Here is a 24,263-nt window from a genome sequence, read left to right as displayed (position 1 = left end):
GCGGGGCCGCCAGGTCATGACGTCCGGCCCGGGCGGTCCCGGACGACGTCGAGGAGGACGCGCACCTGGTGCTCGACGAGCGCACCCGGCCGGGCGAATGCGTCCGGTCCGTACTGGCCGAAGACCTCGAGGCTCGTCGAGCCGACGACCCCGGCCCACAGGAGCAGGGCGCGGGCGACGACACCCGGCCCCGCGTCGAGCCCCAGCTCGTCGGCGGCTCGACCGAGCTCGGCCGCGAGACCGGGGTCGCTGACGGCCGGTCCCCCGTCCTCCGTGACCTCGCCGGTGGCGACCCCCTCCGCGACGAGCCGGCTCAGCGCCAACGGCACTCGGGTACCCGGCTGCATCGTGCGCTCCGGCGGAGCCGCGTAGCCCGGGACCGGACTGCCGTGGAGCAGGGCGTACCGCGACGGGTCCCGGTGGCCCCACCCGTGGAAGGCCACCGCCGCGACGACGACCCGCTCGTCCCATGGCCGGTCGGCGGCGTCGGCGAGGGCGGCGTCCACGACGTCGCCGAGGTCGGTGTAGGCGTCGACGAGGAGGAGGGTCAGCAGGTCGTCGCGGCTCGCGACGTACCGGTAGACCGCGGAGGAGACCATCCCCAGGTCGCGGGCGACCGCGCGCAGCGACAGTGCGGCGGGTCCGTCGGTGACGAGGTGCCTCCGCGACACCTCGAGGATCCGCCGCTCGACGGCGGCGCGGTGCTCGGCTCGGGTGGGGCTCACGCGACCATCCTCGCACGAAACGAGAGCAGTGCTCTTGACATGCGGACGACCCGGGCGCACACTCGTCCCACCAGGAAAGAGAGCACTGCTCTCACAAACCGAGGAGCGCCGATGGCCACCACCCGCTACGTCCGTCCCGCCGCGATGGACCGACGGTTCAACGCCGCCGTCCGCCGGCTCACCGAGGCCGGGGTGAGCCTCGCCGGATCCCGGGTCCTCACCGTGGTCGGTCGGCGGTCGGGGGTCCCGCGCAGCACCCCCGTCAACCTCCTCGACCTCGACGGCCAGCGCTACCTCGTCTCCCCCCGCGGGGAGACCGAGTGGGTCCGCAACGTCCGGGCCGCGGACGGCGCCGCCGAGCTGCGGGTCGGACGTCGGGTCGAGCGGGTCCGTCTCACCGAGGTCGAGACCTCGTCCCGTCCGCCGGTCCTGCGGGTCTACCTGCGGCGATGGGGCTGGGAGGTCGGCCGGTTCGTCGACGGGCTGACGAAGGACGCCTCCGACGCCGACCTCGCCGTCGCCGCACCCGGTTTCCCGGTCTTCCGCGTCTCGCCGCGGGACTGACGGCGCCGACCGGGACCCGATGCACCGGCCGGCGGGCGGACAGGGCAGGATCGACACCCCTCGACGTCCCTGCCGCCGACCCACCCCAGGACCTCCGATGCCGCGACCGTCGCTCCGCCCGCGAGCCCTCGTCGCCTGCTGCGCCGTCACGCTGGCCGTCGCCGGCTGCGGCGCCGGGTCGGACGCCGCCGCACCGGCACCGGCCGTCCTGGGGTCCGCGGCGAGCAGCGCACCGGCGACGACCGCGCCGTTCCCCGAGGCAGCGGACGCCGACCCGGTGCCCGCGGACACCGCGGCGTGGGAGGGACTGGAGGAGGAGTTCGACGCCCGGCTCGGCCTCTACGCCCTCGACACCGCCACCGGCCGGGAGGTGGTGTGGCGGGCCGACGAGCGGTTCGCCCACGCGTCGACGATCAAGGCGCCGCTGGCCGCGGCCGCCCTGGACCTGCTCAAGGTCACCGGACTGCGCAGCGAGGTCCGTGTCGCCTACTCCGACGTGCTCGACCACGCCCCCGTCACCGGTCCCCGGGCCGGCCGGACGATGCCCCTCGGCGACGTCATCGAGGCGAGCCTCGTCGAGGGCGACAACACCGCCGCCAACATCCTCCTCGAGGTGGTCGGCGGACCGGACGGCCTCGAGGAGACGCTCGCGGCCGTCGGGGACGAGACGACCGACGTCTCCCGCCCCGAGCCGGCGCTCGCCGACTGGGACCCCGACGAGGAGCGGGACACCAGCACCCCGCGGGCGCTCGCGACGACCGTCGCCTCGTACACCGTCGGCGAGGCCCTCGAGGCCCCGGAGCGCGACCGGCTCATGGCGTGGCTCGCCGCCTCGCGGACGGGCGACACCCTCATCCGCGCCGGGCTGCCGGGCGGCTGGCAGGCCGCGACGAGGTCCGGGACCGGCAGCCACGGCGTCCGCAACGACATCGGCGTCGTGTGGCCCGAGGGGGGCGACCCCGTGGTCCTCGCCGTCCTGTCGCACCGCGTGGACGCCGGCGACGAGGCGGACGACCGGCTCGTCGCGCAGGCCGCCGGCGCCGCGCTGTCGGCGCTGGGCCGCGCGGACTAGGGTCGCCGGCGTGAGCGACGACGTACCGACCCCCGAGCCCGACGCCCCCCTCGTCACCCGGCACGACGAGGACCGGGTCGCCGTCCTCGTGCTCGACTCCCCGGCCAACCGCAACGCGCTGTCCCGGCGGCTGCTCGCCGACCTCACGACGCGGCTCGAGGAGCTCGCCGAGGACGACACCGTCCAGGCCGTCCTGCTCCGCTCCTCGCAGCGGGTGTTCTGCGCGGGCGCCGACCTCAAGGAGGCGGCCCGGGTCGACATGACCGAGACGGCGCGCCGCATCATCGACGTCCAGCGCCGGCTCGTCGCGCTGCCGGTCCCGGTCGTCGTGCGGCTCGACGGACCCGTGCGCGCCGGCGGACTCGGCCTCGTCGCGAGCGCCGACGTCGTCGTCTGCCGCGACGACGTCTCGTTCGCCCTCACCGAGGTCCGGCTCGGGCTGGCCGCCGCGGCCGTGGGCATCACGCTGCGGCACCGGCTCGCCCCCCGGGCCGTCGCGGACTGGTTCCTCAGCGGCCGGACCGTGACGAGCGCCGAGGCGCGCGAGGCCGGGCTCGTGACCCATGTCGTCGACGAGGCGGGGATGGACGGTGCCGTCCACGCGGTGCTCGAGGACCTGCGGGCGGGGGCCCGTCAGGGCCTCGTCGTCGCGAAGGGGATCCTCACCGCCGGCCTGCTCGCCGACCTCGAGTCCGACGGGGACGTCATGGCCCGGATCAGCGGCGACCTCTTCCACTCCCCGCTCGCGCAGCAGCGGATGGCTGCGGCGCTGCGCCGCTGAGCGGGGACGGAGCCACCGACGCGGGGCGCCTCAGGCGGACCGCAGGTGCGCCGCGGTGACGACGCCGGAGAGGTCCGTGACGGTCTCGGTCCCGGACAGGCCGACCACCGCCGACCGGACCCCGCAGCCGTCGGCGGCGAGCTCGCCGATCAAGGACGCGTGGAAGCCGCGCAGCGCCAGGTCGACACCGGCCGTCGCGGCGGGGACCCCCGTCCCGTCCCCGTCGAGGACGAGGTGGACGACGACGCCATGGTCGCGCTCACGCATCCGCTCCACCGCCGACATCGTGCCGTAGACGGCCGACAGGTAACCGACCTCGGTGGCGCGGCGCACGTCGTGCGGCGCGAGGTCGTCGAACGGCAGCGGCACGGGGTGCCGCGCCGCGTTGACCCACACGGCGATGGGGCCGTGCTCGGTCTCGATCTGGTCGACGACCTGCTCGAGGTCGTCGGGGTCGGTGATGTCGCACCTGAGCACCACCACGGGTGTCCCGGTGACGCTCGGCTCGGTCAGCGCCGCCAGTCTGCCCGGGTCCGACCCGAGCACGACGACGACGTCCCCCTGGTCCGCGAAGGCACGTGCACACCCTGCGGCCCACCCCCCGTGGTCTTCGGTCACGACGACGACGTCGGACATCCCTGCTCCTCACGGGTCCACTGAACAAGTTGCACGGAGGCAACGGTTGCCCTTCGACGCCTATTCCCAGGACGATGGCCCCATGGCGGCGGTGGTGGGAGACGCGGACGACGAGCTCGGCACCGTCCTGCGGGGGATGAGCTGGTTCACGGCGCTGGCGGCCCAGGGGTTCAGCGACGTCGTGCGGTCCGACGGGGTGACCTGGATGCAGCTGCGGGCCCTCATCGTCGTCGCGAGCACTCCCGGGTCGACGGTGTCCACCATCGCGCGCAGCTCCGGGGTGGCGGTGTCCTCCGCGAGCCGCACGGTCGACCGGATCATCGGCGCCGGTCTCGTGCGGCGGGTCCCGTCCTCGGGGGACCGGAGACGGGTCGAGCTGGCGCTGACGGACCAGGGCTGCCGGATGATGCGGATGCTCATGGACCACCGCGAGCAGGCACTACAGACCGCCCTGGACCGGATGTCGGAGGAGGACCGGGCCGCCCTGGCCGTCGGCCTCGCGGCGCTCGCCGACACGGGCGAGCAGCCGGCGCAGATCGTGCGCTGACGTCCGCCGCTCCGGTCGCCGGTGTCGGTGGCGGCGGGCATCGTGGGGTCATGACGTCCTCGCCGCACTGCTCGATCGTCCCGCCGTACCTGCTCTCCGCGCTCGCGGCGTCGGACGAGCCCCGGGCCGCCGGGTCGGCGCGCGAGACCCTACGCGTCGACGAGCTGCTGCGCCGGGGTCGGGTCACCGCCGAGGTCCGTCCGGACCCGACGGTCGACGCTCGGGCGGGGGCGGTGCCGGACCTCGCACCGGGAACCGCTGCGGGCCCCGTGCGCTCGGTGCACGACGCCGGCGGCGGGACCGACCTCCCGGGGACCGGGGTGCGGGCCGAGGGCGACGGACCGAGCGGGGACGAGCAGGTCGACCAGGCCTACGACGGGCTCGGTGCCACGTGGGCGATGTGGCAGGAGGAGTACGCGCGCACGTCCCTCGACGGCAAGGGCCTGCCGCTCCTCGCGACCGTGCACTACGGGCAGGACTACGACAACGCGTTCTGGGACGGCCGGCAGATGGTCTTCGGCGACGGGGACGGCGTCGTCTTCCTCCCCTTCACCCGCAGCCTCGACGTCATCGCCCACGAGCTCGCGCACGGCGTCACGCAGTACACGTCGGGGCTGAACTACCAGGGCCAGTCCGGGGCCCTCAACGAGTCGGTGTCGGACGTGTTCGGCGTGCTCGTCGTCCAGCACCACCTGGGGCAGTCCGCCGACGAGGCGGACTGGCTCGTCGGGGCCGACCTGCTCGCCCCGGGGGTGCAGGGCGTGGCGCTGCGCTCGATGAAGGCCCCCGGGACGGCCTACGACGACCCGCGGCTCGGCACCGACCCGCAGCCGGCGCACATGCGCGACTACGTCGCGACGACCGCGGACAACGGCGGCGTGCACATCAACTCGGGGATCCCGAACAAGGCGTTCCACGACCTCGCCGTCGCGCTCGGCGGCAACGCCTGGGAGGTCGCGGGCCAGGTCTGGTACGACACCGTCGTCGGGGACATCCGCGCCGACTGCGACTTCGCCACCTTCGCGGGGCTCACGCTCGCCGCGGCCTCCGCCCGGTACGGCGAGGACTCCCCCGTCGTCGCGGCGGTGCGCTCCGCGTGGACCGGGGTCGGCGTGCTCCCGGGCGACGAGGACGGCGGGGCTGCCGCCGACGGGGCGCAGGCCGACCCGCCGGTCGCGGACGAGGAGCCCGGCGACGCCGACCCGACGACGGTGCGTGTCCGGCGCACCGGGGGCGTCGCCGGGACGGTCCGCGAGCGCACGGTCGACCTCACCGAGCTGCCGGTCGACGACGCCCACCACTGGCGCTCGCTCCTCGCGGCCGGCCGGCTGCGGCGCATCGCCGAGGCCGCCCGGACCCCGGACCCCGTGCGGGACGGCTTCTGCTGGACCGTCGCGTGCGACGCCCCACCCCTCGCGGTCGACCTGCCCGAGTCGGGCCTCACCCCCGAGGTGCGCGGCCTCCTCGACCGCACGGTGCGCCGGGACTGAGCCGACCGGCGGGATCAGGGCCGGGAGAGGATCCGGCGCTCGATCCGACCGAGCTCGAAGCGCGCGGCCGCGAGGTTGGCGCGGGAGCGGTCGAGGACGAGGTAGAGGAACAGCCCGGGATGGGCGTCCGACATCCGGATCACGTGGTACTGCGTCCCGAGCGTCACGAGGACGTCCTCGATCCGGTCCGTGAGTCCGAGGTCGGCCATCGTCCGCTGCTTGGCCGCGACGAGTGCGGAGTTACCGGCCGCGGCGACGTCGAGGTCGATCCCCGGGGGGTCGCCCGCCGTCGCGAGCGCCATCCCGAGGCTGCTGTCGACGACCGCGGCGCCGAGTGCGCCCTCGATCGCCGTCGCCGCCTCGAGGGCGGACGCGAGCACCCGCTCGAAGCGGGTCGCCGTCGCGCTCCCCTCGACGGATCGCCCGTTCGGACCGTCGTCGCCCGTCGAAGGGCCGACCTCCGGCCGTCCGGGAGCGGGCGCCTGCACCCCTGCGGCAGGCTCGGGACCGCCTCCGGCGGCCCACTCGCCGTCGCCGGGGACCTCGTCCGCCGGACGGGCGGGCTCGTCGGTCGTTCTCCACCAGGCCATGGCACGAGGCTAGACAGCGACCACGGAGGCTCACCGTGCGACAGCGCAACGCGGACCGAACGACCGAGCCGGGGCCCGAACCCGAGGCGCTCCTGCCGTCGGCACGCCGCGGTGCCGACCGTGGTGCCGGCAGGCCGGTCGCCGCGGGCGGACCGGACCCCGCGCCGGCCGCCGACGCCGCGGCCCGCGAGCAGTTCCACGTCGACCTGCGCGGCATCGTCGACGTCCTGAGCCACCACCTCTACAGCAGCCCCCGCGTCTTCCTGCGCGAGCTGCTCCAGAACGCGACCGACGCCCTCGAGGCGCGGGCCCGCCTCGAGCCGGGGTTCGCCGGCGCCGTCCGGGTCACCTCGGCCCGGGGCGCCGAGCCGCTCGTCGTCCACGACGACGGCGTCGGGCTCACCGCCGACGAGATGCGCGACCTGCTCGCGACGATCGGCGGCTCGAGCAAGCGGGGCGACTTCGCCGGCGCGCGGCGCCAGCTGCTCGGCCAGTTCGGCATCGGGCTGCTCTCCTGCTTCCTCGTCGGCGACACCGTCGAGCTGCGGTCCCGCTCGGCGAAGGACCCGCACGCCCCGACGATCGCGTGGGTCGGTCGCTCCGACGGCACCTTCTCGATCAGCGAGGCGAGCACCCCGCTCGAGGGGCCCGGCACCGAGGTCCGCGTCCACCCCCGTCCCGAGGGTGCCGGCTGGTGCCTCGCACCGACGGTCCACGACCTCGCCGCGGCGTTCGTCGAGCACCTGCCGGTCGACGTCCTCGTCGACGACCGGCTCGTCTCGCGCGTCACCCCGCCGTGGGACCTGCCGGTCGAGGACCAGCTGCGCTGGTGCCGCGAGCGTCTCGGCTTCGAGCCGCTCGGCATCGTCCCCCTCGACTCCTCCCTCCTCGACGTGCGCGGCATCGGCTTCGTCCTGCCGTACACGGCGATGCCGGGGCACCGGACGGGTGACCGGCTCTACTCGCGCGGGATGCTCGTCGCGGACAGCGACAGCCACGTCCTGCCCGGCTGGGCCTTCTTCTGCCGGGCGGTCATCGACGGTGGGGACCTGCCGCTCACCGCCTCCCGCGAGGCGTTCCAGGAGACCGGGTCGCTCGACATCGTCCGCGAGCGGCTCGGGAAGGTGCTGCTCGGCGAGCTCATCATGGTCCAGGGCCTGCGACCCGACGCCTACGAGGCGGTGATGCGCCTGCACGCCGACGGCCTCAAGGCGCTGGCCGCCCAGGGCGAGGACATGCGCGACCTGCTGCGCTCGACGATGCCGTTCCGCACGACGCAGGGGGACCGCACGCTCGACGCCCTCGTCGCGGCCGGCGACCCCGTCCCCTACGTCACCGACGCCGACCTCTACGCCGCGATGGTCGACGTCGCGGTGCACGCGGGCCGCCTCGTCCTCGACGCGAGCGGACCGCACGACGCCGCGATCGTCGCGGCGCTCGACCCCGACGGGCGGGTCTTCCGGGCCCTGGGGCCGGCCGACGTCGTAGGCATCGCCGACCCCACGCCCGTCGAGGACGCCGCCGGCGCGCGGCGCCTCGTCGAGGTCGCCTCCGCCCACCTGCCCGGGGTCGCCGTGGAGGTCGCCTCCTTCCGGCCGGAGACCCGGCCGGCGCTGTGGTGGCCGCACGAGCCGGCCGCCGACGGCACGACCTCCGGCCTCGTCCTCAACGCGCTCCACCCGGCGGTCGCGCGGCTGCTGGCCGTGCCGGACGCCGTCGGCGCCGCGGACGCGCTGCGGGCGCTGCACGTCGTCGCGATGCTCCTCGGCCGGGCGGACGTCGGTCCGGAGCGCACCGGGGTCCTCGCGGACGCCGTCGGCGCGCTCGTCACGGCCGCGGTCGCCGGGCCGGCGACCGCCTAGGGCTGACCGGCTCCTCGGCGACCCGCTCATCGCCGTTCTGGGCCGCTGACGGGCCCTGGTGCGTGAGGGGGCCCGTGGACGGACGAGATCAGCCCGGAAAACGGCCGCCACGGGCCTCCCAGCGTGTCTGGTGTCGTCCCGGGGAGATAGGATGCACGGGTCACCATGCGCGTGGGCGTCGTCGCCCGCAGACATGTGCCGTGCGCCGTCCGTCCCCCGAGGACCGTCGGCCTGCCCATCGAAGGAGACCCGTGGCGGACCAGCCCGACCAGACCCCCGACGTGCCCGCACAGGTGCCGGTCCCCCCGGCGGCCGGGCCCGAGTACGACGCCGGGTCGATCACGGTGCTCGAGGGCCTGGAGGCCGTGCGCAAGCGACCGGGCATGTACATCGGCTCGACCGGTGAGCGCGGCCTGCACCACCTCGTCTGGGAGATCGTCGACAACGCGGTGGACGAGGCACTCGCCGGCTACGCCGACACCATCGACGTCACGCTCATGGCCGACGGCGCCGTGCGGGTCAAGGACAACGGGCGCGGCATCCCCACGGACATCCACCCGACCGAGGGCGTGAGCGCCGTCGAGCTCGTCCTCACCCAGCTGCACGCCGGCGGGAAGTTCGGCGGCGGCGGGTACAAGGTGTCCGGCGGGCTGCACGGTGTCGGCTCCTCCGTCGTCAACGCCCTGTCCACCCGGCTCGACGTGTGCGTCCGGCAGAAGGGCCACGCCCACCGGATGGGGTTCGCCGGCGGTGTCCCCACCGGTCCGCTCACCCGGGAGGAGGCGACCGAGGAGACGGGTACGACGATCACGTTCTGGGCCAGCCCGGACATCTTCGAGACGACGTCCTACGACTACGAGACGCTCCGTTCGCGCTTCCAGCAGTACGCCTTCCTCAACAAGGGCCTGACGATCACCCTCGTCGACGAGCGGGTGCCGCAGACCGACGCGGACGAGATCGACCTCGACGACGTCGACCAGACCGAGCAGGTCGAGGCGACCGACGACACCTCGGGCGAGACCCGGACGACGACGGCGAAGAAGGTCAGCTACCGCTACGACGACGGGCTCGTCGACTACGTCAACCACCTCAACACCTCCAAGCGCTCGGACCCCGTCCACGCCGAGGTCATCTCGATCGACACCGAGGACGTCGAGCGGGCGCTCTCGCTCGAGCTGGCGATGCAGTGGACCACCTCGTACAGCGAGTCGGTGCACACCTACGCCAACACGATCAACACCCACGAGGGCGGCACCCACGAGGAGGGCTTCCGCGCGGCGCTGACCAAGCTCGTCAACGACTTCGCGCGCAAGAACAACCTCCTCAAGGACAAGGACGACAACCTCACCGGCGACGACGTCCGCGAGGGCCTCACCGCCGTCATCTCGGTCAAGCTCGGCGAGCCGCAGTTCGAGGGGCAGACCAAGACCAAGCTCGGCAACTCCGAGGTCAAGGGGTTCGTCCAGCGGGCGATGACCGAGGAGTTCGGCGGGTGGCTCGACAGCCACCCCACCGAGGGCAAGGAGATCGTCCGCAAGGCGATCCAGGCGGCGACCGCTCGGCTGGCCGCCCGCAAGGCCCGCGAGGCCACCCGCAAGCGGGTGCTCGAGTCCGGCGGCCTGCCCGGCAAGCTGCGCGACTGCCAGGCCAAGGACCCGGCGGTCTCCGAGGTCTTCATCGTCGAGGGCGACTCGGCCGGTGGGTCGGCGGTGCGGGGGCGCAACCCCTACACCCAGGCGATCCTCCCGATCCGCGGCAAGATCCTCAACGTCGAGCGGGCCCGCCTGGACAAGGCGCTCGCCAACACCGAGGTCCAGGCGCTCATCTCGGCCTTCGGCACCGGCATCGGTGAGGACTTCGACATCGAGAAGGCCCGCTACCACAAGATCGTCCTCATGGCCGACGCCGACGTCGACGGCATGCACATCCGGACCCTGCTGCTCACGCTGCTCTTCCGGTTCATGAAGCCGATGATCGAGGCCGGGTACGTCTACCTCGCCCAGCCGCCGCTGTACCGGATCAAGTGGAGCAACAACCCGCACGAGTTCGCCTTCACCGACCGGGAACGGGACGCGCTCGTCGCCGAGGGGCAGAGCAAGGGCTGGCGGCTGCCGAAGGACAACCCGGTGCAGCGCTACAAGGGCCTCGGAGAGATGGACTACTCCGAGCTCTGGGAGACGACGATGGACCCCGACCAGCGGGTGCTCCTCCAGGTCACCCTCGACGACGCCGCCGCCGCCGACGAGATCTTCAGCGTCCTCATGGGCGAGGACGTCGAGTCCCGGCGCGGGTTCATCCAGCGCAACGCCCGCGACGTCCGGTTCCTCGACATCTGACGTCGACGCCCGACGTCGTCCGCGTCGCCCCCGACCTCCTGACCATCCCTCCCGGCAAGGACCCGCATGACTGACCAGCCCGTCGAGACCGACCGCTCGGAGCCGATCGACCTCAACGCCGAGATGCAGCGCTCGTACATCGAGTACGCGATGTCCGTCATCGTCTCCCGCGCGCTGCCGGACGTCCGGGACGGCCTCAAGCCCGTGCACCGCCGTGTCCTCTACGCGATGTACGACGGCGGCTACCGGCCCGACCGCGGCTTCAACAAGTGCTCCCGCGTCGTCGGTGACGTCATGGGCCAGTACCACCCGCACGGCGACACGGCGATCTACGACGCCCTCGTCCGGCTCGTCCAGGACTGGTCGATGCGCTACCCGCTCGTCCAGGGCCAGGGGAACTTCGGCTCCCCCGGTGACGACCCGGCCGCGGCCCCCCGGTACACCGAGTGCCGGATGGCCCCGCTGTCGATGGAGATGGTCCGGGACATCGACGAGGAGACCGTCGACTTCGCCCCGAACTACGACGGCAAGACCCTCGAGCCGACGGTCCTGCCGGCCCGGTTCCCGAACCTCCTCGTCAACGGCAGCGCCGGCATCGCCGTCGGCATGGCGACCCAGATCCCGCCGCACAACCTGCGCGAGGTCGCCGAGGCCGCCGAGTGGGTGCTGCGCAACCCCGACGCCTCCCGCGAGGAGACCCTCACCGCGGTGATGCAGCGGATCAAGGGCCCCGACTTCCCGACGGGCGCCCTCGTCATGGGCCATCAGGGGATCGAGGACGCCTACCGCACGGGCCGCGGCTCGATCATGATGCGCTCGGTCGTCGAGGTCGAGGAGATCCAGGGCCGGCAGTGCCTCGTCGTCACGGAGCTGCCGTACCAGGTCAACCCGGACTCGCTGGCGCAGAAGATCGCCGAGCACGTCAAGGACGGCCGGCTCGCCGGCATCGCCGACATCCGGGACGAGACCTCGGGCCGCACCGGCCAGCGGCTCGTCATCGTCCTCAAGCGCGACGCGATCGCCAAGGTCGTCCTCAACAACCTCTACAAGCACACCCAGCTGCAGACGACGTTCGGCGCGAACATGCTCGCTCTCGTCGACGGGGTGCCGCGCACCCTGCCGATCGACGCGTTCGTCAAGTACTGGGTCGAGCACCAGATCGAGGTCATCCGCCGGCGCACCGAGTACCGGCTGCGCAAGGCCGAGGAGCGCATCCACATCCTGCGCGGCCTGCTCAAGGCGCTCGACGCGCTCGACGAGGTCATCGCGCTCATCCGCCGGTCCCCGACCGTCGACGAGGCCCGCACCGGCCTCATGGACCTGCTCGAGATCGACGAGATCCAGGCGCAGGCCATCCTCGACATGCAGCTGCGGCGGCTCGCGGCCCTGGAGCGGCAGAAGATCATCGACGACCACGACGAGCTGCAGGCGCAGATCGAGGACTATCAGGACATCCTCGCGACGCCGCAGCGCCAGCGGGACCTCGTCTCCTCCGAGCTCGGCGCCATCGTCGACAAGTACGGCGACGAGCGGCGGACGACGATCATGCCGGGCGACGGCGACATGTCGATGGAGGACCTCATCCCCGAGGAGGACGTCGTCGTGACGATCACCCGGGGCGGGTACGCCAAGCGCACCCGGGTCGACCTGTACCGGGCGCAGAAGCCGGGCGGCAAGGGGGTGCGCGGGGCGACGCTGCGGGGCGAGGACATGGTCGAGCACTTCTTCGCGACGACCTCGCACCACTGGCTGCTGTTCTTCACCACCCTCGGGCGGGTCTACCGTGCGAAGGCCTACGAGCTGCCGGACGCCGGCCGCGACTCCAAGGGCCAGCACGTCGCGAACATCATGGCGTTCCAGCCGGGCGAGGAGATCGCCCAGGTCCTCGCGCTGCGCACCTACGAGGACGCGCCGTACCTCGTGCTCGCCACCCGCGGCGGACTCGTGAAGAAGACCCGCCTCACCGAGTACGACAGCCCTCGCACGGGCGGCCTCATCGCGATCAACCTCCGCGACGAGGACGAGCTCGTCGGCGTCGGGCTCGTCGCGGCCGAGGACGACCTGCTGCTCGTGTCCCGGAAGGGGATGTCGGTGCGCTTCCACGCCGACGACGCGCAGCTGCGGCCGATGGGACGGGGGACGAGCGGCGTCACCGGGATGAAGTTCCGCGGCGACGACGAGCTGCTGTCGATGTCGGTGCTGCGCGACGGCACCGAGCCGGACGTCTTCGTCGTCTTCGAGAACGGCATGGCCAAGCGCACCAACGCCTCGGAGTGGAACGCCAAGGGGCGGGCGACGCTCGGTGTCGCCGTCGCGAAGATCACCGAGCGGAACGGCGACCTCGCCGGGGCGCTGACGACCCTCGGTGGCGACGAGCTGCTCGTCGTCTTCGAGAAGGGCAACATCGTGCGGTCCTCGACCGAGGAGATCGCCCCCAAGGGCCGCAACACTCAGGGCGTCATCCTCGTCAAGCCGGGCAAGGGCGACAAGGTCAAGGCCGTCGCCCGCAACCCCGAGAAGGCCGTCGAGGAGGCGGTCGACGAGGCGCTCGTCGAGGCCGGGGTCGACCCCGACGCGATCGCCGGCACCGCGGTCGACGCGGACGGCGGCGTGACGGGCGGGGACACCGAGACCGGTGGTGGCGATGTCGCAGCGGACGCCGGGGATGCCGTACCGTCGGATGACGATGTCTGACCGAGGAGGACCCCGTGAGCACCGCTGACAGCGCCGGCCGCCCCCTGCGTCCGTCCGCCCGCACCGGGTCGTCCTCCGGCGGTCGCGCCGACGCCCCGCAGGGCGCCGCCCGCACCGCCACCCAGCCGTCGCGCGAGGACCGGCGCCCCGCGGCACGGCAGGAGGGCCAGGACGCGACGCGCCCCGTGCCCGCCCGTCAGGCCGGTGGGACCGCCCCGGTGCGCCGGCCCGAGTCGGCGCCGGCCCGTCAGGGCGGCGGGGCTCCCCGTCCGCAGGCGCCGCGTCAGGCGGCCCCGCGCCGGGTGCGACTCATCGTGTCGCGGATCGACCCGTGGTCGGCGATGAAGGTCTCGTTCCTGCTGTCGGTGGCGCTCGGCATCGCGCTGGTCGTCATGACGGTCGTGCTGTGGACCGTCCTCGACGCGATGGGCGTCTTCGACCAGGTCAACGGCGTCATCGGCTCCGTCATCCAGGACGGCGGCGAGGGCTTCGACATCCTCGACTTCATCGGCTTCACGCGGGTCGTGTCGCTGTCGATCGTCATCGGGGTCATCGACGTCATCCTCTTCACGGCGATCGCGACGCTCGCGGCGTTCCTCTACAACGTCTCGAGCGCCCTCGTCGGCGGGCTGCACCTCACCCTCACCGACGACTGATCCGTCGCCGCTCCTTCTGCGGCAGCCCTCCACCCGGCCTCCTTGCGGCGTGTCCCTCTGCGGCAGCCCCCGCGGCCTTCCTGGCGCCCCCGCAGTACCCGTCGGATGCCGTGCCGCTGCGTGTGGCGCCACCCGACCCCCCTTCTGCCACCAGGTGCGGTTTCTGGTCCCACAACCGGGATGATCGCACTCGTTCCGCCACCAGCACGCACTCCACGATCGGTGCCAGGAGCCGTGTGGCCGCCGTTTTGGGGCGCCGGGCGGGGATCGGGTAACCTCGGTCACCGCGCCCTCCTCACAGGGGGCGCGACGCCGGTCGGCGACGGGCCTATAGCTCAGACGGTTAGAGCGCTTCCCTGATAAGGAAGAGGCCACAGGTTCAAGTCCTGTTAGGCCCACCAACCGACCCTTTCCTCGTCCCAGGTGGTGACCGCGTGAAGAAGCTCCTCCTCCTCGTCGCGTCGGCCGCGGGTGCGTTCGCGGTGACGAAGCAGATCAAGGACAAGCAGTCCGAGAACCGGCTCTGGGCAGAGGCGACCGACACCCCCCGGAGCTGACGACTCCCCTCGCTTCACCGCCGGCAGGATGCCCCGCCGGCCACCCAGGGGCCATGGCGCAATTGGTAGCGCACCTGCTTTGCAAGCAGGGGGTTAGGGGTTCGAGTCCCCTTGGCTCCACCATCGATCAGGCCCGGCCGTGTGCCGGGCCCTCGTCGTGTCGTCAGCTCCACGCGGACGGCCTAGGTGCGATGCTCCGCCCAGTGTTGAGCGAGCCACTCGATCTGACGGTCGTGCACGGGGACCGTGAGGGTCCGCTGGTGCAGCTCCGCGTACTGCGGGTATCGCTGCAGATCGTCACCGACGTCCACCCGGAGACGGTCGGGGTCGACCGACAGCAGACCGTCGTCGAACAGACGGTGGACGTCCCGCCGCAGCATGAGACCGCCGTGTTCGTGGTGCTCACCGAGTCGGGCGTAGCTGTACAGGTGGCCGGCCTCGAGAACGCGGTCGGGAGCATCACCGGTGAACGCGCAGACGCTGCCCTGCCGCCTCAGCGTCTGCTCACGGAAGCGACTCTGACCGCGTCGAACCCGGACCAACGCCGTCGTGTGTCCATGCGGCAGGTCGACGACGATGCCGTCGTCCGTGGCGTGGGCGATGTCGACCCTGGAGGTGACCCGGCCGACGGCCCGGGGGACGTCGCGATCCAACAGCGCGCGCTCGAGGGCCGTCCAGTCGAGGAGGCGCATGGCGTTGAACTCCTTCGGGTTCACCGCGACGGCCTTGATCTCGTCCGCACCCAGCACACCCGTGAGCCAGGTCCACGCCGCGTCGTACCGGGCGACGTACTCGGTGACCTCCACACTCTCGACGTCGGGAACGTCGAACTCCCGATGGCACTTCATGCACCGGTGCAGCGGCCGGGCCGACTTGCGGATGCTGATCCGCGTCGTGCCACAGCGAGGACACCGGCTGAGGGCCTTGATGCCCGGGCGGCGGTCGATCTGCTCGATGACCGAGATGCCGAGAAGTCGTCGTTTGTCCCAGACGGCGACGGGGTCACCGACCGTGAGCTTCGTGTGGTTCGGGACGTTGCTGTCCCACGAGTAGTACGCGTCGATCTGGTCGTCGTACCCGGCGTTCCCCCCGTGGCCGCGGTCGTCCCCCGCCGCCATGAGCAACCACGCTCGCGGTGGGGGCGGCATGGAGGACACGCGTCAGCTTCGCACACGAGGCGCCGCTGTCCGGGGCGAACGACGACCCCGACCCGTGACCACCTGACGAGGCGCGGGTGAGGGTGCAGGGGGTTAGCCTCTACCCAGGTCAGCGAACTGGAGGGTCATGCGCACCGAGGGCGTCGTCACGGAGTGGAACGACGATCGTGGCTTCGGCTTCATCGTCCCGGACGACGGGAGCCAGTGGGTCTTCGTCCACATCAGCGCCCTCCCCCGCGGCCGGCGCCCGCGTGACGGGAACCGCATCTCCTTCCTCACCGCGACGGACGAGCGCGGACGCCCGCAGGCCGCCGACGCCCGCCTCCTCGGCCGCAGCCGGCGGAACCGCGCGGGTCTCACGGCGGCGCTCGTCGTCGCCGGCGTCTTCCTCGTCGTGCTCGTCGTCCTCGTCGCGACCGGCAGCGTCACCCCGTGGGTCGCGCCGGTCTACCTCGTCCTCGGCCTCGTCTCCTTCGCTCTCTATCGCGTCGACAAGCGCGCCGCCCGCGACCGCACCCGGCGCATCCCCGAGTCCGGGCTGCACCTCGTCGACCTGCTCGGCGGCTGGCCGGGTGGCCTCGTCGCCCGCCCGCTCTTCCGCCACAAGACGACGAAGCAGCCGTTCCGCACCGTCTTCTGGCTCACGGCGGTCGTCAACGTCGTCGTCCTCGTCCTTCTCGTGACGCTCACCGGCTGACCCCCGTCCCACTCGCCCCACGAGCCGTTCGCGGATGGCTCGATCGGGCCATGGTCACCCGCGACCCACCGGCCCTAGATTTCGCTCGCGGTCCCGAAACCACTCCGAGCAGGGGTCGCAGAAGGAGTGGATCATGTCAGCACATCGCGCCCTGGCGGCACTCGCCGCCGCGGGTGCCCTCGCGGTCGCCGCCGCCGCACCCGCCTCGGCGGGCGAGGTCAACGGCAACGGGCAGGAGCTGCCGCTCAAGGGCAGCTCCATCTGCAAGTACTCCGGTCTCAACGACGAGATCACCGAGGAGGAGCCGACGAGGACCCAGTCCCACGGTACCTTCCTCGTCCTCATCAAGAAGCAGCTCGGGGTGGGTCCCCAGGAGGTCAAGGGCGCGATCCTGCCCTCCCCCGGTGACGCGTGCAACCCGACGAAGGGCTTCGAGGAGTAGGAGCAGCCACCGCTCCGGGCCGCCCCACCCGGCAGCCCGGACACACGAACGCCGGCCGTCCCGAAGGACGACCGGCGTTCGCTGCTCGACAGGAAGCCCGGAAGGCGACCGGTCAGTTCTGGGGCTTGTCGCTCTCGTCGACAGCGGTGTTCGAGCCCTCGTCGATCGACGGCGTCGACAGGTCCGAGCCCTCCGAGGTTCCGGAGGTCGACGGGACCTCGTCGGCCTTGTCGGTGGCGTCGGTCCACGTCGCGGTGCCCTTGTCGGTCTCCGCGCCCGCGGCGCCCTTGGCCTCCTCGACCTTCGTCGACGCGGCGGCCTTGGCCTCGGTCGCCTTGGCCGACGCGGTCTCCTTGGCGGAGGTCGCGGCCTCGGCGGCCTTGTCCTTGAGCTCCCCGGCCTTGGCCTTCGCGGAGTCGACGGTCTCGCTGACCCGCGTCGACGCCGAGGACGGCGGGGAGTAGGAGCCAGCGCTCGCCCACGGGTCGGGACGCTCGGTGCTCTTGCGGTAGGCGTAGACGGCGGCACCCGCGGCGACGGCCCCGAGGACGAGGACCCAGCGGCCCTTGCCCTTCTTCTGCTTCACGGTGGCATCGCCCTTGAGGACGGCGTAGGCGTCGGGGGCGCGCTCGGCGGCCTCGGTGGCCTGGTCGCGCATCGTCGCGGCACCGGCGACGGCGGTCGCGACGGCGGCGGCGATCTTCGGGACGACGTCCTCCATGAACGCGTCCCGGGCGTGCTCGACGCGCGGGGTGATCTCGTCGGCGGCCTCGTGCGCCTTCTTGCGGGCGACGTCGGCGTAGTCCTGGGCGGCGCCCTTCGCGGCACCGGCGTACCCGGCGGCCTGCTTGCGGACGTCGTCGTACTCCGACTGCGCCTGCTTCGACAGCTTCTTGCCGGACTTGCGGGCGTGGGCGTACTCGGACTCCGCCTGCTTGCGCAGGTGCTTGGCCTGCTTGCGGCTCTGCTTGCGCAGGTCGTCGCTCTGCTTCCGCAGGTCCTTGGCCCGCCCACGAGCCTCGGCGGCCGCCCCGTGCGAGGCATCGCTGACGCGGGAACGGGCGTCGACGACGGCGTCCTTCGCCTGGTCGGTCCTGCTCTTGTTGCGGAACACGTGTCCTCCTTGGCTGGTCGTCTCACCCCATCCTGCCCTGTTTTGCCTGCTGGGCACACGTCGGGGCGGCATCCGTCCACGGTGTGTCCCGCGCGCGGGCTCCACAGGGACCGTCCAGCCCTGCGTGAGAGGATCGGGACATGAAGGCAACGCTGCACACGAACCACGGCCCGATCGTCGTCGAGCTCTTCCCCAACGAGGCGCCCAAGACGGTGAAGAACTTCACCGGCCTCGCCACCGGCGAGCAGGAGTACCAGGACGACGCCGGCCGCACGAACCCGACCCCGTTCTACGACGGCCTGATCTTCCACCGGATCATCCCGAACTTCATGATCCAGGGCGGCTGCCCGCTCGGGAAGGGCATGGGCGGCCCCGGCTACACGTTCGACGACGAGATCCACCCGGACAAGAGCTTCGACCGTCCTTACCTGCTCGCGATGGCGAACGCCGGCTCGCGCGGCGGCAAGGGCACGAACGGCTCGCAGTTCTTCATCACCGTCGCGCCGACGACCTGGCTCACCGGCAAGCACACGATCTTCGGCGAGGTCGCCGACGCCCCCAGCCGCGCCGTCGTCGACGAGCTCGGTAACGTCCCCACCGGCCCGCAGGACAAGCCGCGCGAGGACGTCGTCATCGAGCGCGTCGAGATTCACGAGGACTGACCCACCGCTCACCCTGGACGAGACCGTGGACGACCGACCCCCGGTGCCCCCGACGGGGCCTCCTGCCGAGCCGAGCGCCGAGCAGGAGGTCCCGGTGTGCCCGCGGCACCCCGACCGCGAGTCCTACGTCCGCTGCCAGCGCTGCCGCCGGCCCGTCTGTCCCGAGTGTCAGCGGCCGGCGGCGGTCGGCGTCCAGTGCGTCGACTGCGTCCGGGAGGGGCAGAAGTCGGTCCGGCAGGCGCGGACGGTGTTCGGCGGGACGGTGACCGACGGCCGCCCCGTCGTCAGCTTCACCCTCATCGGCATGTGCGTCGTCGTCTACCTCTTCCAGCAGGTGATGCCCGGTCTGACCGGGGACATCTCCTTCGTCCCGGCGCTCGGCGAGAGCCAGCCGTGGCGCTTCCTCACCTCGGCCTTCGCGCACGGGCCGATCTTCCACATCGCGTTCAACATGTACGCGCTCTTCCTCATGGGGCAGTACCTCGAGCCGATGCTGGGCCGCGCCCGCTACATCGCCCTCTACCTGCTGAGCGCGGTCGGGGGCTCCGTCGTCTACCTGCTCCTGTCCGGCCCGTCCTCGACGTACGCCGAGGCGGTCGCGGGCCAGGGCGTCGGCTGGTGGACACCCGCGGTCGGAGCCTCCGGGGCGGTCTTCGGGCTCTTCGGCGCCTACCTCGTCCTGCAGCGCCGGCTCAACCGGTCGGCCGCCGGGATGTACGTCATCATCGGCATCAACGCCGTCATCGGGTTCGTCTACCCGAACATCGCGTGGCAGGCCCACCTCGGCGGGTTCGTCGTCGGGGCGGCGTGCGCGGCGGCCATCGGCTACCTCGGCCGGGCGAAGAGCATGACCGAGCGGGGTCGGCCGACCGTGCACTGGGCCGCGCTCGCGGGCATCGGGGTCGTCCTCGTGGTGCTCGCCGTCGCCCGGTACGCCCTGGCCTAGGCGGTCCGCCTGTCCACAGGTGCCTGTGGATTACACGCGTGTAGTTCTGTCCCCAGTGTGGACATCCCCTGTGGACAACTCCGTCCGCGCGGGAACGCCGGGACGCGTGCGAGGGTCAGCGCCAGCGGGTCGTCATGAGGAACCCGGCGAGCATCAGCCCGAAGCCGACGCCGAGGTTCCACCGGCCGATCTGCGGCACGGGGTACTGGTTGATCCCGGAGATGTAGAAGGTCACGACCCAGACGAGGCCGACGACCATGAGACCGAGCATCACCGGCACGAACCACGGGGCGTTCGACTGCGGTTCGGTGGACCGCGTCCGCCGCGGCGGGGTGAAGGCGGGCTTGGGGCGACCCTTGGACTCGGGCACGGGGAACTCCTCGGATTCGTTCAGCGTCGTGGCCTAGCGTAGACGTCGACACGCGCGGACGGAGGTGACGGGGTGGCAGGCACCCACGCGGGAGCGGTGCGGCGACCCTCGCCGCGGCCCTGGCTCGTCCCGGTCGCGGCGCTCGTCGCCGGCGCCCTCTTCGCCTCGAGCGTCCGGGTCTCCGACGGCGGCGACGTGCGCGAGGACTACGCGCGCCTGCCCGACCTCATCCGCGAGCAGACCCAGGTCAACACGGCACGCACCGAGCAGATCCGCACCCTGCGGGCCGAGGTCGACGAGGCGACCGCCGCCCTCGCGCCCGGTGACGCGACGACGTCCGGGCTCGAGTCGCGCGCCGCGGCCATCGCCCCGTCCGCCGGACGCACCGCGGTGGCCGGGCCCGCCGTCCGGGTGACCCTCGACGACGCGAAGCTCGTCGGTGGCGAGGTCCCGGAGGGCGCCGACCCCGACGACTACGTCATCCACCAGCAGGACGTCCAGGCCGTCGTCAACGCTCTGTGGTCCGGCGGGGCCGAGGCGATGATGCTCCAGGACCAGCGCGTCGTCTCGACGAGTGCCGTCCGCTGCGTCGGCAACACCCTCGTCCTCAAGGGCCGCGTGTACTCACCGCCCTACGTGGTGACGGCGATCGGCGACCCGGCGGCGATGCAGGAGGCGCTCGACACCGACCCGGCGGTCTACACGCTGCGGCAGTGGTCGACCGCCGTGGGGCTCGGCTACTCCGTCGCCGACGTCGGCGAGCAGACCTTCCCCGCGTACTCCGGCAGCATCTCGCTCGCCCACGCCGAGGTGGACGAGTCGTGATCCGGCGCCTCGTCGGGGGGCTCGGCGAGCTCCTCATCACGGCCGGCGCGCTCGTCCTGCTCTTCGTCGCCTGGCAGCTGTGGTGGACCGACGTCGTCGCCGAACGGGACCAGGAGCGCATCGTCCAGGCGCTCGCCGACGACTTCGCGAGCGGCGGCACGGGTCTGCCCCCGGAGGTCGCCGACGCCTATCCCGACCTCGACGAGGACGCCGCCTTCGCCATCGTGCGCGTCCCCCGGTTCGGCGAGGACTACGCTCGCCCGGTCATCGAGGGCACGGGTCGGCCGGTCCTCGAGCTGGGCGTCGGCCACTACGACGGCAGCGCCGACCCGGGCGAGGTCGGCAACTTCGCGATCGCCGGCCACCGGACGACGTACGGCCGCCCGTTCCACACCATCGACGCGCTCCGCGAGGGCGACCGGGTCATCATCGAGACCCGCCCCGAGGTGTTCGTCTACGAGATCGAGAGCTCCGAGATCGTCCGCCCGTGGGAGACCCAGGTCATCCAACCGGTGCCCGACGACCCCGGGGCCGCACCCGAGGAGGCGCTCATCACGATGACGTCCTGCCACCCCAAGTACTCGGCGACGCACCGCTACGTCACGCACGGGCGGCTCGTCGAGACCGTGCCGCGGGAGCAGTGGCGGCTCGAGGACTGGAACGACGTCACCGGTCCGCGCGTGAGCCCGGAGGCCTGACCCGATGTACGCCGCCCTGTGGCGCGCCCTGCCGGGGCCGGCCTGGTTCAAGGCGATCGAGGCCCTCGTGCTGCTCGCGGCCGTCGTCGTCGTGCTCTTCCAGTGGGTCTTCCCCGCCGTCGCCGACTCCCTGCCCTTCAACGACAACACCGTCGGCTGACGACCTGTGGCGACGCCTCGCTCGACGGTCAGTCGGCGGCGACGGCTCGGGCCACGCCGGCGGCGTCGTGGACGAGCGGCGACAGGCCCTCCGAGCGCTCGACGGCGTCGTCCATCCCCGTGAGCAGCAGCCAGTTCGCGAGCATCCGGTGCCCGCCCTCGGTGAGGACCGACTCGGGGTGGAACTGCACGCCGTGCAGCGGCAGGGAGACGTGCCGCGCGGCCATGACGACCCCGGACGCGGTGTGCCCGTTCGCCACGAGGGTGTCCGGCATCGACGCCGGCTCGATGGTGAGCGAGTGGTACCGGGTCGCGGTGAACGGGTCCGGCAGCCCGGCGAGGACGCCCGACCCATCGTGGAGCACGGTCGAGGTCTTCCCGTGCAGCAGCTCGGGCGCCCGTCCGACGACGCCGCCCATGACGACCCCGAGCGCCTGGTGCCCGAGGCAGACCCCGAGCATCGGCTGGGCCCGCTCGGCGCAGCCCTCGATCATGGCCATCGACACCCCGGCCTCCTCGGGGGTGCCGGGGCCCGGGGAGACGAGGACGCCGTCGAAGTCGGCGGCGTCCGCGGGGGCGACGGCGTCGTTGCGGACGACCTCGCAGTCGGCCCCGAGCTGCTCGAGGTACCCGACGATCGTGAAGACGAAGCTGTCGTAGTTGTCGACGACGAGGACGCGGGTCATGCCCCTATCGTGCCTCGTCGCCCGGGCCCCACGCACCGGCGGCCCAGCCGCCGCCCTCGCTCAGGGGCGCGGGTCAGTCGCCGCCCTCGCTCGGGGACGGGCTGGGGCTCGGACTCTCGCTCGGCGTCGGCGACTCCGAGGGGGTCGGCGTGACCGTCGTCGGGGTCACCGTCGGCGCCTGCCGCTGGGCGACGACGATCTGGACGCTCGACCCGGTGTCGACGCTGCCGCCGCTCGAGGGGTCCTGCTCGATGACGGTGCCCTCGTCGGCGTCGTTCGTCTGCCGGTACTCCGTCTCGACCCGCAGGTTGGCGTCGGCGAGCTCGCGTTGGGCCTCGTTCTGGGACAGCCCGACGACGTTCGGCACCTCGACCTGACCGGTGCCGACCTCGAGCGCGACCCGGGTCCCGGGCTGCACCTCGTCGCCCGCAGCGGGGTCGCTGGAGATCACCTCGTCCTCCGCGGCCTCCGGGTCGTCGGTGCGGGTCACCGTGCCCAGCTGGAGACCGAGGTCGGCGAGGAGGTTCTCCGCCTCGTCGAGGGACCGCCCCTCCAGGGGTGGCACGGAGACGTTGTCGGGCCCGCCGGACACGGTGAGCCGGACGGTCGTGTCCGGCTCCGCCTGGGTCCCGCCCGCAGGGGTCTGCGAGATGACGGTCCCCTCCTCGACCTCGTCGTCGGCGACGACCTGGACGTCGAAGGGGAAGCCCTCGCGGGTGAGGTTCAGCTCGGCGGTCTGCTGCGGCTGCCCCGTGACGTCGGGGACCGCCACCGTCGTCACCGGGTCCTCGCGCAGCTGGGTGTAGAGGCCGTAGCCGAGCAGCCCGAGGGCCGCGACGACCGCGACGATGAGCGCGGTCCACGCCGCCGGACTGCGTCGCGGCTCGTCGTCGTACCGGTCCTCCCGGGTGTCCCGGGGCGGAGGCGTGGGCGTGCCCGACTCGCCGGGCATCTGGTAGGCGGCGGTCCGGTCCTGCGCGTACTTCCCGGCCGCCGCGCCCCCGGTCGCCGGCAGGGCCTGGGTCGCCCCACCGTGCGCCGCCGCCGCGGCGCCGGCCGCGCCCGCCGCGCCCGCGGCTGCACCGGCCACCGCCGCGGCCGACGCCTTCGCGGACGCGCTGACCCCACGTCCGAGCCGGACGGCCTGGAGGTCGCCGCGGAACTCGCCGGCGTCCTGGTACCGGCTCTCGCGCGGCTTCTCCAGCGCGTGGAGCACGACGGCGTCGAGGTCGGGGTCGAGGTCGGCGTCGGCGTACCGCGACGGCGGCGGTGGCGGCTCGCCGACGTGCTGGTAGGCGATGGCGACCGGGCTCTCGCCCTGGAAGGGCGGCCGGCCGGTGAGCAGCTCGAAGAGCATGCAGCCGGCGGAGTACAGGTCCGAGCGGGCGTCGACGGACTGGCCCTGCGCCTGCTCCGGGGAGAGGTACTGCGCGGTGCCGATGACGGCCTGGGTCTGGGTGACCGTGGCGTTCGCGTCGGCCATCGCCCGCGCGATGCCGAAGTCCATGACCTTGACGGCGCCGTCCCCGCCGATCATGACGTTCGCGGGCTTGATGTCGCGGTGCACGATGCCCTGCCGGTGGCTGTAGGCGAGGGCGTCGAGCACCCCCTCGGTGACCCGGATGGCCTCGGTCGGCTCGAGCTGGCCCTTCTCGGTGAGGACCTCGCGCAGCGTCCGACCGTCGACGAACTCCATGACGATGTACGGGACGTTGATCGTCGCGCCGCCGGACTGGGTGACGACGTGGTCCTCGCCATGGTCGTAGACGGCGACGATCGAGGCGTGGTTGAGCGCCGCCGCGGACTGCGCCTCGCGGCGGAAGCGGCTGAGGAACGTCGCGTCCCGGGCGAGGTCGCTGCGCAGCATCTTGACGGCGACGGGCCGGCCCAACCGGGTGTCGAACCCCTTGTGGACCTCGGCCATGCCGCCCCGGCCGAGGAGGTCGCCCACCTCGTACCGTCCCCCGAGCAGCTCAGGGACGTCACTCATGTCGTGC

General features: G+C 72.8%; 25 protein-coding genes and 2 tRNA genes. 19 read left to right on the top strand and 8 right to left on the bottom strand.

Annotated elements, in window-relative coordinates; all coding sequences use genetic code 11:
• Nucleotides 1-14: 14 nt before the first annotated feature.
• Nucleotides 15-725 carry a TetR/AcrR family transcriptional regulator gene (locus KC207_RS04655; RefSeq protein ID WP_211601737.1) on the bottom strand — a complete coding sequence of 237 codons (711 nt, stop codon included), beginning with the start codon at nucleotides 723-725 and terminating at the stop codon, nucleotides 15-17.
• A gap of 111 nt (nucleotides 726-836) precedes the next feature.
• Here KC207_RS04655 and KC207_RS04650 point away from each other — a divergent pair, with 111 nt between their 5' ends.
• The 3 genes from KC207_RS04650 to KC207_RS04640 all read left to right on the top strand — a co-directional run bounded on the left by KC207_RS04650 (nucleotide 837) and on the right by KC207_RS04640 (nucleotide 3,142).
• Entirely contained in the window at nucleotides 837-1,289 is a 453-nt protein-coding gene (locus KC207_RS04650) for a nitroreductase/quinone reductase family protein (RefSeq protein ID WP_211601736.1), read from the top strand.
• Nucleotides 1,290-1,386: 97 nt separating this feature from the next.
• Nucleotides 1,387-2,361, top strand: coding sequence for a class A beta-lactamase (gene bla, locus KC207_RS04645; RefSeq protein ID WP_211601735.1), 975 nt, complete (start codon nucleotides 1,387-1,389; stop codon nucleotides 2,359-2,361).
• Nucleotides 2,362-2,371: 10 nt separating this feature from the next.
• The gene (locus KC207_RS04640) at nucleotides 2,372-3,142 is read left to right on the top strand and encodes an enoyl-CoA hydratase-related protein (RefSeq protein ID WP_211601734.1); all 771 of its coding nucleotides are present in this window, start codon (nucleotides 2,372-2,374) and stop codon (nucleotides 3,140-3,142) included.
• A gap of 30 nt (nucleotides 3,143-3,172) precedes the next feature.
• Here KC207_RS04640 and KC207_RS04635 read toward each other — a convergent pair whose 3' ends face one another.
• Nucleotides 3,173-3,778 (bottom strand): SDR family NAD(P)-dependent oxidoreductase, encoded by a 606-nt coding sequence (locus KC207_RS04635; RefSeq protein ID WP_211601733.1) that lies wholly within the window; start codon nucleotides 3,776-3,778, stop codon nucleotides 3,173-3,175.
• An 82-nt stretch (nucleotides 3,779-3,860) separates the two neighbouring features.
• On the opposite strand from KC207_RS04635, the gene KC207_RS04630 reads away from it, so the two are divergent.
• Complete coding sequence (locus tag KC207_RS04630; RefSeq protein WP_211601732.1) at nucleotides 3,861-4,325, top strand: MarR family winged helix-turn-helix transcriptional regulator; 465 nt, start codon at nucleotides 3,861-3,863, stop codon at nucleotides 4,323-4,325.
• Nucleotides 4,326-4,375: 50 nt separating this feature from the next.
• Complete coding sequence (locus tag KC207_RS04625; protein ID WP_211601731.1) at nucleotides 4,376-5,815, top strand: protealysin inhibitor emfourin; 1,440 nt, start codon at nucleotides 4,376-4,378, stop codon at nucleotides 5,813-5,815.
• 14 nt (nucleotides 5,816-5,829) lie between these two features.
• On the opposite strand, the gene KC207_RS16855 is transcribed toward KC207_RS04625, so the two are convergent.
• On the bottom strand, nucleotides 5,830-6,405 hold the full coding sequence (locus KC207_RS16855) for a roadblock/LC7 domain-containing protein (protein ID WP_249138559.1): 576 nt from the start codon (nucleotides 6,403-6,405) through the stop codon (nucleotides 5,830-5,832).
• A 35-nt stretch (nucleotides 6,406-6,440) separates the two neighbouring features.
• Between KC207_RS16855 and KC207_RS04615 the strand changes: the two genes are divergently transcribed.
• The 7 genes from KC207_RS04615 (at nucleotide 6,441) to KC207_RS04585 (ending at nucleotide 14,633) form a co-directional block, all read left to right on the top strand.
• A complete protein-coding gene (locus KC207_RS04615; protein WP_211601730.1) occupies nucleotides 6,441-8,267 on the top strand; it encodes an ATP-binding protein in 1,827 nt (608 codons plus the stop codon).
• Nucleotides 8,268-8,548: 281 nt separating this feature from the next.
• The gene (gene gyrB, locus KC207_RS04610; RefSeq protein WP_249138576.1) at nucleotides 8,549-10,603 is read left to right on the top strand and encodes a DNA topoisomerase (ATP-hydrolyzing) subunit B; all 2,055 of its coding nucleotides are present in this window, start codon (nucleotides 8,549-8,551) and stop codon (nucleotides 10,601-10,603) included.
• Between the two features lie 66 nt (nucleotides 10,604-10,669).
• Nucleotides 10,670-13,297 carry a DNA gyrase subunit A gene (gyrA, locus tag KC207_RS04605; protein WP_211601728.1) on the top strand — a complete coding sequence of 876 codons (2,628 nt, stop codon included), beginning with the start codon at nucleotides 10,670-10,672 and terminating at the stop codon, nucleotides 13,295-13,297.
• Between the two features lie 14 nt (nucleotides 13,298-13,311).
• Nucleotides 13,312-13,953, top strand: coding sequence for a DUF3566 domain-containing protein (locus KC207_RS04600; RefSeq protein WP_249138558.1), 642 nt, complete (start codon nucleotides 13,312-13,314; stop codon nucleotides 13,951-13,953).
• A 324-nt stretch (nucleotides 13,954-14,277) separates the two neighbouring features.
• Nucleotides 14,278-14,354 (top strand) — tRNA-Ile (locus KC207_RS04595).
• A 33-nt stretch (nucleotides 14,355-14,387) separates the two neighbouring features.
• Nucleotides 14,388-14,510: a DLW-39 family protein gene (locus KC207_RS04590; protein WP_211601727.1), complete on the top strand. Its 123-nt coding sequence runs from the start codon at nucleotides 14,388-14,390 to the stop codon at nucleotides 14,508-14,510.
• A 47-nt stretch (nucleotides 14,511-14,557) separates the two neighbouring features.
• Nucleotides 14,558-14,633, top strand: a tRNA-Ala gene (locus KC207_RS04585).
• A gap of 59 nt (nucleotides 14,634-14,692) precedes the next feature.
• Here the strand turns inward: KC207_RS04585 and KC207_RS04580 are convergent.
• Nucleotides 14,693-15,628: an HNH endonuclease signature motif containing protein gene (locus tag KC207_RS04580; RefSeq protein WP_211601726.1), complete on the bottom strand. Its 936-nt coding sequence runs from the start codon at nucleotides 15,626-15,628 to the stop codon at nucleotides 14,693-14,695.
• A gap of 166 nt (nucleotides 15,629-15,794) precedes the next feature.
• Between KC207_RS04580 and KC207_RS17015 the strand changes: the two genes are divergently transcribed.
• Both KC207_RS17015 and KC207_RS04565 read left to right on the top strand, forming a co-directional pair.
• Nucleotides 15,795-16,364 carry a DUF1294 domain-containing protein gene (locus KC207_RS17015; RefSeq protein WP_282958951.1) on the top strand — a complete coding sequence of 190 codons (570 nt, stop codon included), beginning with the start codon at nucleotides 15,795-15,797 and terminating at the stop codon, nucleotides 16,362-16,364.
• A gap of 133 nt (nucleotides 16,365-16,497) precedes the next feature.
• The gene (locus KC207_RS04565; protein ID WP_211601725.1) at nucleotides 16,498-16,806 is read left to right on the top strand and encodes a hypothetical protein; all 309 of its coding nucleotides are present in this window, start codon (nucleotides 16,498-16,500) and stop codon (nucleotides 16,804-16,806) included.
• Nucleotides 16,807-16,918: 112 nt separating this feature from the next.
• Here KC207_RS04565 and KC207_RS04560 read toward each other — a convergent pair whose 3' ends face one another.
• A complete protein-coding gene (locus KC207_RS04560) occupies nucleotides 16,919-17,920 on the bottom strand; it encodes a hypothetical protein (protein ID WP_211601724.1) in 1,002 nt (333 codons plus the stop codon).
• 140 nt (nucleotides 17,921-18,060) lie between these two features.
• Between KC207_RS04560 and KC207_RS04555 the strand changes: the two genes are divergently transcribed.
• Nucleotides 18,061-18,582, top strand: coding sequence for a peptidylprolyl isomerase (locus KC207_RS04555; RefSeq protein WP_211601723.1), 522 nt, complete (start codon nucleotides 18,061-18,063; stop codon nucleotides 18,580-18,582).
• 25 nt (nucleotides 18,583-18,607) lie between these two features.
• The gene (locus KC207_RS04550; RefSeq protein ID WP_249138557.1) at nucleotides 18,608-19,528 is read left to right on the top strand and encodes a rhomboid family intramembrane serine protease; all 921 of its coding nucleotides are present in this window, start codon (nucleotides 18,608-18,610) and stop codon (nucleotides 19,526-19,528) included.
• Nucleotides 19,529-19,643: 115 nt separating this feature from the next.
• Here KC207_RS04550 and KC207_RS04545 read toward each other — a convergent pair whose 3' ends face one another.
• Nucleotides 19,644-19,898: a cell division protein CrgA gene (locus KC207_RS04545; protein ID WP_211601722.1), complete on the bottom strand. Its 255-nt coding sequence runs from the start codon at nucleotides 19,896-19,898 to the stop codon at nucleotides 19,644-19,646.
• Between the two features lie 72 nt (nucleotides 19,899-19,970).
• Between KC207_RS04545 and KC207_RS04540 the strand changes: the two genes are divergently transcribed.
• Genes KC207_RS04540 through KC207_RS04530 form a run of 3 tightly spaced genes read left to right on the top strand, consistent with a single transcriptional unit; the run spans nucleotide 19,971 to nucleotide 21,581 of the window.
• Nucleotides 19,971-20,723: a DUF881 domain-containing protein gene (locus KC207_RS04540; RefSeq protein ID WP_211601721.1), complete on the top strand. Its 753-nt coding sequence runs from the start codon at nucleotides 19,971-19,973 to the stop codon at nucleotides 20,721-20,723.
• Complete coding sequence (locus KC207_RS04535) at nucleotides 20,720-21,421, top strand: class E sortase (RefSeq protein ID WP_211601720.1); 702 nt, start codon at nucleotides 20,720-20,722, stop codon at nucleotides 21,419-21,421. The genes KC207_RS04540 and KC207_RS04535 overlap by 4 nt, the downstream gene beginning before the upstream one ends.
• Nucleotides 21,422-21,425: 4 nt before the next feature.
• Nucleotides 21,426-21,581: a hypothetical protein gene (locus KC207_RS04530; protein ID WP_211601719.1), complete on the top strand. Its 156-nt coding sequence runs from the start codon at nucleotides 21,426-21,428 to the stop codon at nucleotides 21,579-21,581.
• 28 nt (nucleotides 21,582-21,609) lie between these two features.
• Here KC207_RS04530 and KC207_RS04525 read toward each other — a convergent pair whose 3' ends face one another.
• Nucleotides 21,610-22,266 carry an aminodeoxychorismate/anthranilate synthase component II gene (locus KC207_RS04525; RefSeq protein WP_211601718.1) on the bottom strand — a complete coding sequence of 219 codons (657 nt, stop codon included), beginning with the start codon at nucleotides 22,264-22,266 and terminating at the stop codon, nucleotides 21,610-21,612.
• Nucleotides 22,267-22,339: 73 nt separating this feature from the next.
• The gene (gene pknB / locus KC207_RS04520; RefSeq protein WP_211601717.1) at nucleotides 22,340-24,256 is read right to left on the bottom strand and encodes a Stk1 family PASTA domain-containing Ser/Thr kinase; all 1,917 of its coding nucleotides are present in this window, start codon (nucleotides 24,254-24,256) and stop codon (nucleotides 22,340-22,342) included.
• Nucleotides 24,257-24,263: the final 7 nt, after the last annotated feature.

Origin of the sequence: Phycicoccus avicenniae, from assembly GCF_018139485.1 — a bacterium.
Lineage (GTDB): Bacteria > Actinomycetota > Actinomycetes > Actinomycetales > Dermatophilaceae > Phycicoccus > Phycicoccus avicenniae.
The sequence above is the reverse complement of the archived record's forward strand: the minus strand, read 5'-3'. Positions and strand labels throughout refer to the sequence as shown.

Coding starts and splice junctions, on each gene's coding strand:
- KC207_RS04625 (WP_211601731.1), top strand. CDS start 4,376: ATGACGTCCTCGCCGCACTGCTCGATCGTCCCGCCGTACCTGCTCTCC.
- KC207_RS04635 (WP_211601733.1), bottom strand. CDS start 3,778: ATGTCCGACGTCGTCGTCGTGACCGAAGACCACGGGGGGTGGGCCGCA.
- KC207_RS04525 (WP_211601718.1), bottom strand. CDS start 22,266: ATGACCCGCGTCCTCGTCGTCGACAACTACGACAGCTTCGTCTTCACG.
- KC207_RS16855 (WP_249138559.1), bottom strand. CDS start 6,405: ATGGCCTGGTGGAGAACGACCGACGAGCCCGCCCGTCCGGCGGACGAG.
- gyrA (WP_211601728.1), top strand. CDS start 10,670: ATGACTGACCAGCCCGTCGAGACCGACCGCTCGGAGCCGATCGACCTC.
- KC207_RS04580 (WP_211601726.1), bottom strand. CDS start 15,628: ATGGCGGCGGGGGACGACCGCGGCCACGGGGGGAACGCCGGGTACGAC.
- KC207_RS04530 (WP_211601719.1), top strand. CDS start 21,426: ATGTACGCCGCCCTGTGGCGCGCCCTGCCGGGGCCGGCCTGGTTCAAG.
- KC207_RS04565 (WP_211601725.1), top strand. CDS start 16,498: ATGTCAGCACATCGCGCCCTGGCGGCACTCGCCGCCGCGGGTGCCCTC.
- pknB (WP_211601717.1), bottom strand. CDS start 24,256: ATGAGTGACGTCCCTGAGCTGCTCGGGGGACGGTACGAGGTGGGCGAC.
- KC207_RS04555 (WP_211601723.1), top strand. CDS start 18,061: ATGAAGGCAACGCTGCACACGAACCACGGCCCGATCGTCGTCGAGCTC.
- KC207_RS17015 (WP_282958951.1), top strand. CDS start 15,795: ATGCGCACCGAGGGCGTCGTCACGGAGTGGAACGACGATCGTGGCTTC.
- KC207_RS04650 (WP_211601736.1), top strand. CDS start 837: ATGGCCACCACCCGCTACGTCCGTCCCGCCGCGATGGACCGACGGTTC.
- bla (WP_211601735.1), top strand. CDS start 1,387: ATGCCGCGACCGTCGCTCCGCCCGCGAGCCCTCGTCGCCTGCTGCGCC.
- KC207_RS04630 (WP_211601732.1), top strand. CDS start 3,861: ATGGCGGCGGTGGTGGGAGACGCGGACGACGAGCTCGGCACCGTCCTG.